This is a genomic window from Streptomyces sp. NPDC090741, assembly GCF_044769045.1.
Taxonomy (GTDB): Bacteria; Actinomycetota; Actinomycetes; order Streptomycetales; family Streptomycetaceae; genus Streptomyces.
On the sequence record NZ_JBIVXF010000038.1, the window covers coordinates 1 to 7,507 of the forward strand.

A 7,507-nucleotide genomic window follows, 5' to 3' on the forward strand; every position below is an offset into this window, starting at 1 on the left:
AGATCACCAAGTCCACCCCGATGGGCTCGCTCGACGCGCCCTTCAACCCGGTCTCACTGGCGCTGGGCGCGGAGGCCACCTTCGTCGCCCGGACCGTCGACTCCGACCGCAAACACCTCACCGAGGTACTGCGCGCGGCCGCCGACCACCAGGGCACGGCGCTCGTGGAGATCTACCAGAACTGCAGCATCTTCAACGACGGCGCCTTCGAGGTGCTGAAGGACAAGCAGACCGCCCAGGAGGCGGTGATCCGGCTGGAGCACGGGCGGCCGATCCGCTTCGGCGCCGACGGGCACAAGGGCGTCGTACGCAACCAGGCCACCGGGGACCTGGACGTCGTGGACGTCACTCCGGAGAACGAATCGGCGATCCTCGTCCACGACGCCCACGCCAAGTCCCCGACCACGGCCTTCGCGCTCTCGCGCCTCGCCGACGCGGACACCCTCCACCGGACCCCCATGGGGGTCTTCCGCGACATCGAACGCCCCGTCTACGACACGCTGATGGCGCAGCAGCTCCAGGCGGCCGTCGACAGCAAGGGCAAGGGCGACCTCGCCGGCGTGATGGCCGGCAACGACACGTGGACGGTGGTCGCCTGAGCCACACGTGTCAGTGGGCCGCCTGGGACAACCTGCCCAGCGCGGCCCACAGCACTTCCGGCGTGGCAAAGGTCTCGGGGCCGAGCGCGTCGTCGACGAACCGGACGCCGTACGCACTCTCCAGCGACCCCAGCAGCTCGACCGTCCCGAGGGAGTCCAGGCCCGCGTCCCGCAGGCTGGTGTCGGGGGCGAGCGGCTCGCCCTCCGAGAGGAACGGCAGGTACTCGCGCAGCAGTTCCTCGAATCGCCGGTCCCAGGCGGCCATGGTGGACTCCCCGTCTCTCGCGTGGTGGGCAAGTGACGCTACGAGGGCCCGGCCGTCCCGAGGTACCCCTGTCTCCCCCTAAGCCTCCGGCGGACAGCAGGGCATGGCACCGCGAAGACCCCGTCCGGCCCGGCGGCGGCTATCGGCGGAAGTGGGCGTGGTGTTCGTGCAGGAAGGCGTCGAGGGTGCGGGGCGGGCGGCCGAGGATGTCGATGACGGTGGTGGTGGGGGTTTCGGGTCGGGCAATGGTGAGTTGCTGGATCTCCGTCACGTGGTCGGCGAGCCAGGTGGGCATGTGGGCGGTGTGGATGAGGTTGTCGCGCAGCTCGTCCGGGGTGAGGTTGACGTAGCGGATCCGCTTCCCGATCAGGTCGGTCAGCCGTGAGGCGAGTTCGGGGTAGGCGACGGCTTCGGGGCCGGTCAGGGTGTAGGTGCCGCCGGCGATGTCGGGTCTGGTGAGGGCGGCGGCGGCGACGTCGCCGATGTCGCCGCAGTCGATGTAGTTGCAGGGCGCGTCGCCCGTCGTGCCGAGGATGACGCCCTGGGCGACGGTGGGGGCCAGGCGCAGGAGGTTCTGCATGAACGCGTAGGGGCGCAGGATGGTGTGGGTGAGGCCGCTGGCGCGCAGGTGTTCCTCGACGGCGTGGTGTCCGCGGGAGATGGCGACCGGGGAGTCGGGTTCGGCGGCGGGTGCGGAGATCTTGACGATGTGTCCGATGCCGGTGTCGGCGGCGATGTCGATGACGCGGGTTTCGAGTTCGACCTGTGCGGGGCTGTTGGCCATGGCGAGGAAGAGCTGGTCGGCGCCCTTGAAGGCGGTGCGCAGGGAGCGGGGGTCGGTGGCGTCGGCGTACTGAACCTCGACGTGCGGTCGGTGTGCGCCGGTTGTGCCGGGGATCGGCCTGTGCGGGGTGCGGGTCAGTGCGCGGACGGGTGCGCCGAGTGTGAGGAGGCTGTGGAGCAGGGCGTTCCCGGTTGCTCCGGTCGCTCCCATGACGACGATCACGGTGTGCTCATTCCTTGGTGACTTCCCGGCGGCAGATGCGGCAGGGTGGGGTGGGTGTCTCGGTCGGGCTTGGGCTCGGTCGGGCTTGGGCTCGTGGGGCGGGTGGGCCCGGTGCCGGGGTGGGCTATGCCGGGGATGCTGTGGTGGTGCTGCGCCAGCGCAGGGTGACGATGGTGGTGGCGAGTGCTGCGGAGACGGGCAGGTCGATGCGCAGGCGCTCCAGCCACGGGGTGGCGGGGATCGGGCTGTGGGCGGGTAGCCACTGGGCGGTGAACCATCCCAGCAGGGCCGCCGCGCCTGCGGCGGTGATGACGAGCGCGGCGGTCAGGGCGACGCGCGGCATGGTGGTGGTCCACCGCCGGGGCTGCCCGCCTCGCCGCAGCCAGCTGCCGACCAGGAACGCCACCACGGCGGAGGTGCCGGCGATGGAGGTGCAGGCGGCCATGGCCAGGTCCTGCTGCCCGGTGACGACTCCGGCGGTACCGGCCATCAGCGCGGGGGCGGCGTAGGCGGTCAGCACCTCGCGCCACAGGGTGAACGGCCGGGATGGCCGGGATGGCCGGGATGACCCGGATGGCCGGGAGGCTGCCCGGTTTCGACTGGTTCTGTCCTTCGTTGCGGGCATGCTGGCCTCTTTCTCGTCCGTGTGAGGGAAGCGGGGGGTTGCGGCGGCGGGGGAGGGTGGCAGGGGCAGGCCTACTCCGCCAATGTAATTAGGCGGCTAACTATTACCTCGTAAAAAGAGGCCCTACCCGGAGGGCGGGGCCAAGCCGGCAGGGAGCCGGGTCAGTCGGCGGCCAGGGCCGCACTGCCGCGCACGACGCGGGCGAGCAGATCCAGGAACACCGCGCGCTCCTCGACGGAAAGCCCGCTCACCATCGCCTCGAGCCGCCCGAAATGCTCGGACGCCATGTCGCGCAGACGCTGCGCGCCGCGCGCGGTCAGAACGGCCACCGTGCCCCGGCCGTCCTCCGTGGACGGGCGGCGGGCGATCAGGCCCTCGCGCTCAAGGCCGTCCAGCAGGCCGGTGACCGTGGCCCTGGAGACACCGAGGTCGACTGCAAGGTGCGAGGGGGATTTCTCCCCACCGTGGTCTTCGAGGTCGGCGAGCAGGCGGTAGCGCCCCGTCGACAGGCCGAACCTGGCGAAGTGCGCCTCGGCCGCCCGGCCGACCCTCGCGCCCGCCGAGATCAGCCGCACCGCGACCAGCACCGCCTGCGGATCGACCTCCAGGCCGTAGTGCTCGACCTGCCGCCTGGCCTGGTCCAGCGTGGGTGCCTCGCCGTCGATGCCGTCCCTCGTCATGCAGATAATATGGCGGCTAATCACTTTGGCTGTCAAGAGAGCTGCCAAGAGAACAGGGGCCTCAGAGCGCCGTCCGGCTGACGGGTGCCAGGTCCATCGGCAGATCGCCGCGCGAGCTGATCCGGAGCTTGCGGTAGACCCGGGTGAGGTGCTGCTCGACGGTGCTCACCGTCAGGAAGAGCTTCGCGGAGATCTCCCGGTTGGTCAGTCCCTGGGCCGCCAGTGTCGCCACGCGCTGCTCCGAACCGCTCAGCTTGGCGCCGCCGGACGCCGTCTGACCGCCCGCCTGCGCCCGGTCCCGTACGGGCGGGGTGAGGGGCGCGTCCGGGAGGATCTCCCGGCACAGGGCGACGGCCTCGCTGTCCTTGGCGAGGTTCCAGGCGTTGCGGACCATGGTGTTGCCCTTGGACGAGCCCTCGGACTGGAGCGCGCGGCCGAGGTCGGCCATCGCGCGGGCCGTCTCGACGCGGTCGCCGGAGCGGTGCAGCTCCTCGACTGCCTGGCCCAGCAGGGCGGTCCGCCGGCGGGGTTCGCCGGTGTGGGCGCGCAGGCGCAGGGAGAGGCCGCGTACCCAGGGGCGCCGCGCGTCGGGGTGGGCGAGCTGGTCGAGGACGAGCTGTTCGGCCTGCCGGGTCTCGCCGAGCAGCAGCAGGGCCTCGGCGGCGTCGGTGCGCCAGGGGAGGTGGGCGGGGCGGTCGATGCCCCAGGCCGCCATGACGCGGCCGGTTTCGAGGAAGTCGGCGAGGGCGGCGTGGGGCTGGTTGACGGCGAGGCGGTGCAGGCCGCGGGCGCGCAGGTACGCGAGCCCGTGCAGGCTGGCCGGCAGCCGCGGCGGCAGCTGCCGGTCCACGAGCCGGGAGGCCTCGGTGAACCGGCCCATGGCGCTGCCGGCTCGTATCAGCACGGCCGTCGGGGCGCAGTGGAACGCACTGCCGGTGCGGTCGGGGAGGGCCTGGAGGGCGGCGGTGGCGTGGGCGTGGGCCCCGGTGAGGTCGCCGAGCCGCAGCAGGGCCTCGGCATGGAGGGTGCCGAAGAGCGAGACCCAGCCGGGCGCGTGCGCCCGCTCCGCCTCCTCCAGCAGCCTGTGGCTCCAGGAGACGGCGCGGTCGGGCTGGTCGGAGGCGGTCAGCGAACGGACGGCCTGGGCGAGTGGAGTGGCGGTGGCATCGGCGAGCCGGGTCCCCTGCAACAACCGCTCGCTGACGGCCCGGGGCGTGTCGAGGTCACTGTCGAACGCCGACCCGGCGCCGCTGCCTCCGCCTCCGCCGGGGGCGAGACCCGCAGCCTCCCCGACCCGCCCCTGCGAGTACAACAGCCCGACGAGCAGCCGGGCGTGCTCGGTGTTCCCGGCGGGCCCGAGCCGCTCGGCGTGCGGGGTGTGATCGGTGTGATCGGTGTCCCCGGGGCGCACGCCGTGCGGGGTGTTCGGGGTGTTCCGGGTGTGGGCGGGGGCCGGGGTGTCGGAGCGGTGGGCGTCGAGCAGGGCGGTGAGTTGGCGCTCGGCCGCCGCCGGGTCGAAGCGGGCCGCCACCTGGGCCAGGCGGAGCCGGATCCCGTGGCAGGTGTGCGCGTCGGCGCCCGCCTGGAGGGCGAGTTCGAGGAGCCGGGTGGCGGCGCGGGCGTCGCCCTGTACGAGCAGTTCCTCGGCGGCTTCGCGCAGCACCTCTACGTCGGCGGGCTCGCTGGAGCCGTGGTCGGTGGCGGCGGCCAGCAGGTGCTCGGCGACGGTGGTGGCGGGGGCGCCGTCCTCGCGCAGCAGCCGGGCGGCCCGGCGGTGCAGGTCGGCGCGGATGCCGGGGGTGGTGTCCTCCAGTACGGCGGCCCGCGCGGCGGGGTGCCGGAACAGGATGCCGTCCGGGTGGCCCGCGCCGCCGGGTCGGCCCGCCGCCTCCGGCCGGCCCGAAGCTTCCGTCCGCCGCGAGGCTTCCGGCAGGACCGAGGACTCCGGACCGCCCGAAGCTTCCGGCAGGCCGGGGGCCTCGTACCGCTGTGCGGACTCGTACCGGCTCGGGGCCTGATACCGGCCTTGGGCTTCGTGTCGGCCCGAGGCGTCCGGCGAGCCCGAAGTCTCCGGTAGGCCGGGGGCCTCGTACCGCTGTGCGGCCTCGTACCGGCCCGCGACCTCATACCGCCCCGAGGCGTCCGGCTGGGCCGAAGCCGCCATGAGGCCGGAGGCCTCCAGTGCGGCCAGTGCTCGCCGGGTGGCCGCCGCCGATCCGCCCAGGAGGCGTACGACCCGTTGCGGGGTGGCCTGTTCCCCGAGTACTGCTGCGGTACGGGCCGCTGCGAGGGCGGTGGGGCCGGTCCGGTGCAGGCAGGTCGCGACGGCCTGACCGTACGGGCCGCCGGGCTCGGGCGCGGGGGACTGTCCGGCGCCGGTCTCCTCGACGAGCGCGCGGAGCAGCAGGGGGTTGCCCCCGCTGATGCGGTACAGGTCGCCAACGGGCAGGAACCCGCCGTTGGTTGGTCCACTGGTCGGCGCGAGCCCGCCCGTCGATGCGGGCCCACTGCTCGGCATGCGTTCGCTGCTCGGTGTGAGCCTGTCGCTCGGCGCGAGCCCGCACGCCGGAGCATGCTCGCCGGCCGGCGTGAGCCTGTCGCTCGGCAGGAGCGCGCTGGTCCGTGCGAGCTCGTCGGTCGCCACCGGTGTGCCGGTTGGCCGGAGCCCGTCGTTCGGCAGGAGCCCATCGGCTGGCCGGAGCACGCCGGTCGGGATGGGTCCGTCCGTTGGCGTGAGCCCGTCGGGCGGCGTGAGTTCGCCGGTTGGTGTCAGCCCATCCATCGGCGTGAGCCCGCTGGCCGGAGCGTTCCCGCCAGCCGGTGCGAGCTCGTCGGTCGGCGTGAGCCTGTCGCTCGGCAGGAGCGCGCGGGTTCGTGCGAGTTCGTCGGTCGGCACCAGTGCGCCGGTTGGCCGGAGTCTGTCGCTTGGCGGGAGTCCATTGGCCGTCCGGAGTCCGCCGGCCGGGTTGGGCCCGCCCGTTGGCGTGAGCCCGCCGGTTGGCCGGAGTCCGCGGGTCGGCGGGAGTCCGGCGGTCGGGCGGAGGGTGGCGAGGGTCGTGGCGACCTCGGTGGGGGTGAGGCGGTCCAGGCGGAGGCGGGCGAAGTGCGGCTGGCGCATCAGCTCGGTGGTGAAGACCGGGTCGAGGTCCTCGGCGTGCGGAGTGCCGGTCAGTACGGTCAGTACGGCGGCCGTACGGGCGTGCCGGGCCAGGTACTGGAGGTACTGGAGGGATGCGCCGTCGGCGTGCTGGATGTCGTCGACGACGAGCACGACGGGGCGCAGCCCGCTCAGCTCCCGCAGCCGCGCACAGAAGGCCTGCATGGCCTCGACCCGCGCGGGCGGCGCGCCCGAACCGTCGGCGGCGGGCACGGGCAGGGGCAGGACGAAGCCCTCCTCGCCGTGTGCCAGTTGCCGCAGCACACCCAGGGCCACGTGGCGCTCCTCCGGGGAGGCGACCGCGGTCAGCACCAACGCCCCGGCCCGGCGCGCCCGTTCGGCGGCCGCGTCCGCCAGCGCGCTCTTGCCGCAGCCCGTGGCGCCCTCGGCCAGAACGATCCGCGCGCCCCCTTCGGCGCACTCCGCGAGCGCCGTGTCCAGCGCTCCGATCACCGCGTCCCTGCCCACCAGCGTCACACGTGCCCCCGTCATCGAAACTCCACCCCTCACCCCGGTCAGGGTCGAAGCCGCGCCTACAGGGGTGGTCGAGCGCAGACGGAGCAAAAAGACCCCAGGCCGCCCGGGGTGGTCCAAGGGCTTGCGTCGGGGCTCGTGTTCCGGATCCGGCCACGCCGCGGCGTCCCGCACCCCGCACCCCGCACCTCGGGCCCCCGGCACCGGGGGCGCACGCCGATCCAGCCCGATCCGGAGACGGACCCTGGCCCGCCGCGCCCCGAGCAGGCGTGATCCCCGAGGTCTCCCACAGGGGCCGAGGCCGCCGCAGCCCCTGCGCGGCGACGCGTGTTCGGAGTGCGCGCGCGCATCCGGTCATCGGGCTCCGCTCCGCGTTGCGATGCCGCCGCCCTAGGCCGGGTCTTTCGGATCAGGCTGGATCAGCCCCCGGCGTCTGGCGCCGTGCATCGCAAGGCCGGGGAGGGAGTCGGCGCGGTGTGAACACCTCCCAGCGGTAGCTGGGGGACGTCGGCGACCGACGAGAACGCGGCGGCGTGCGGTGCCGACGCCGCGGGCCTGGGGGCACCTCCCAGCGGTAGCTGGGGGAACATGCCCCCCGAAAGACACGGCCTAGGTGTATTGCCCAGTGAGGTTGGGGACGCGGCTGGCGGGTGGTTTGCCTGCGAGCGCGGTGTGTCCGCGGTGGTGATTGTAGGTGTGCA

The 7,507-nt window shown here is 73.7% G+C and carries 5 protein-coding genes and 1 pseudogene; 1 reads left to right on the plus strand and 5 read right to left on the minus strand.

The features are described 5' to 3' along the window. Window positions 1-599 (plus strand): annotated as a pseudogene (locus ACIQU4_RS42125) (2-oxoacid:ferredoxin oxidoreductase subunit beta); the annotation flags it as partial. Between the two features lie 10 nt (window positions 600-609). Here ACIQU4_RS42125 and ACIQU4_RS42130 read toward each other — a convergent pair. The 5 genes from ACIQU4_RS42130 to ACIQU4_RS42150 all read right to left on the minus strand — a co-directional run bounded on the left by ACIQU4_RS42130 (window position 610) and on the right by ACIQU4_RS42150 (window position 7,010). Further along, window positions 610-864, minus strand: a complete 255-nt coding sequence (locus tag ACIQU4_RS42130) for a phosphopantetheine-binding protein (RefSeq protein ID WP_403743188.1) — start codon at window positions 862-864, stop codon at window positions 610-612. Window positions 865-1,003: 139 nt separating this feature from the next. Then, window positions 1,004-1,870, minus strand: a complete 867-nt coding sequence (locus tag ACIQU4_RS42135; protein WP_403743191.1) for an NmrA family NAD(P)-binding protein — start codon at window positions 1,868-1,870, stop codon at window positions 1,004-1,006. Window positions 1,871-1,994: 124 nt separating this feature from the next. Next, window positions 1,995-2,390 (minus strand): hypothetical protein, encoded by a 396-nt coding sequence (locus ACIQU4_RS42140; protein ID WP_403743194.1) that lies wholly within the window; start codon window positions 2,388-2,390, stop codon window positions 1,995-1,997. Between the two features lie 266 nt (window positions 2,391-2,656). Then, window positions 2,657-3,175, minus strand: a complete 519-nt coding sequence (locus tag ACIQU4_RS42145; RefSeq protein ID WP_403743197.1) for a MarR family winged helix-turn-helix transcriptional regulator — start codon at window positions 3,173-3,175, stop codon at window positions 2,657-2,659. Between the two features lie 61 nt (window positions 3,176-3,236). Next, window positions 3,237-7,010 (minus strand): BREX system ATP-binding domain-containing protein, encoded by a 3,774-nt coding sequence (locus tag ACIQU4_RS42150; protein ID WP_403743200.1) that lies wholly within the window; start codon window positions 7,008-7,010, stop codon window positions 3,237-3,239. Between the last annotated feature and the right edge of the window lie 497 nt (window positions 7,011-7,507).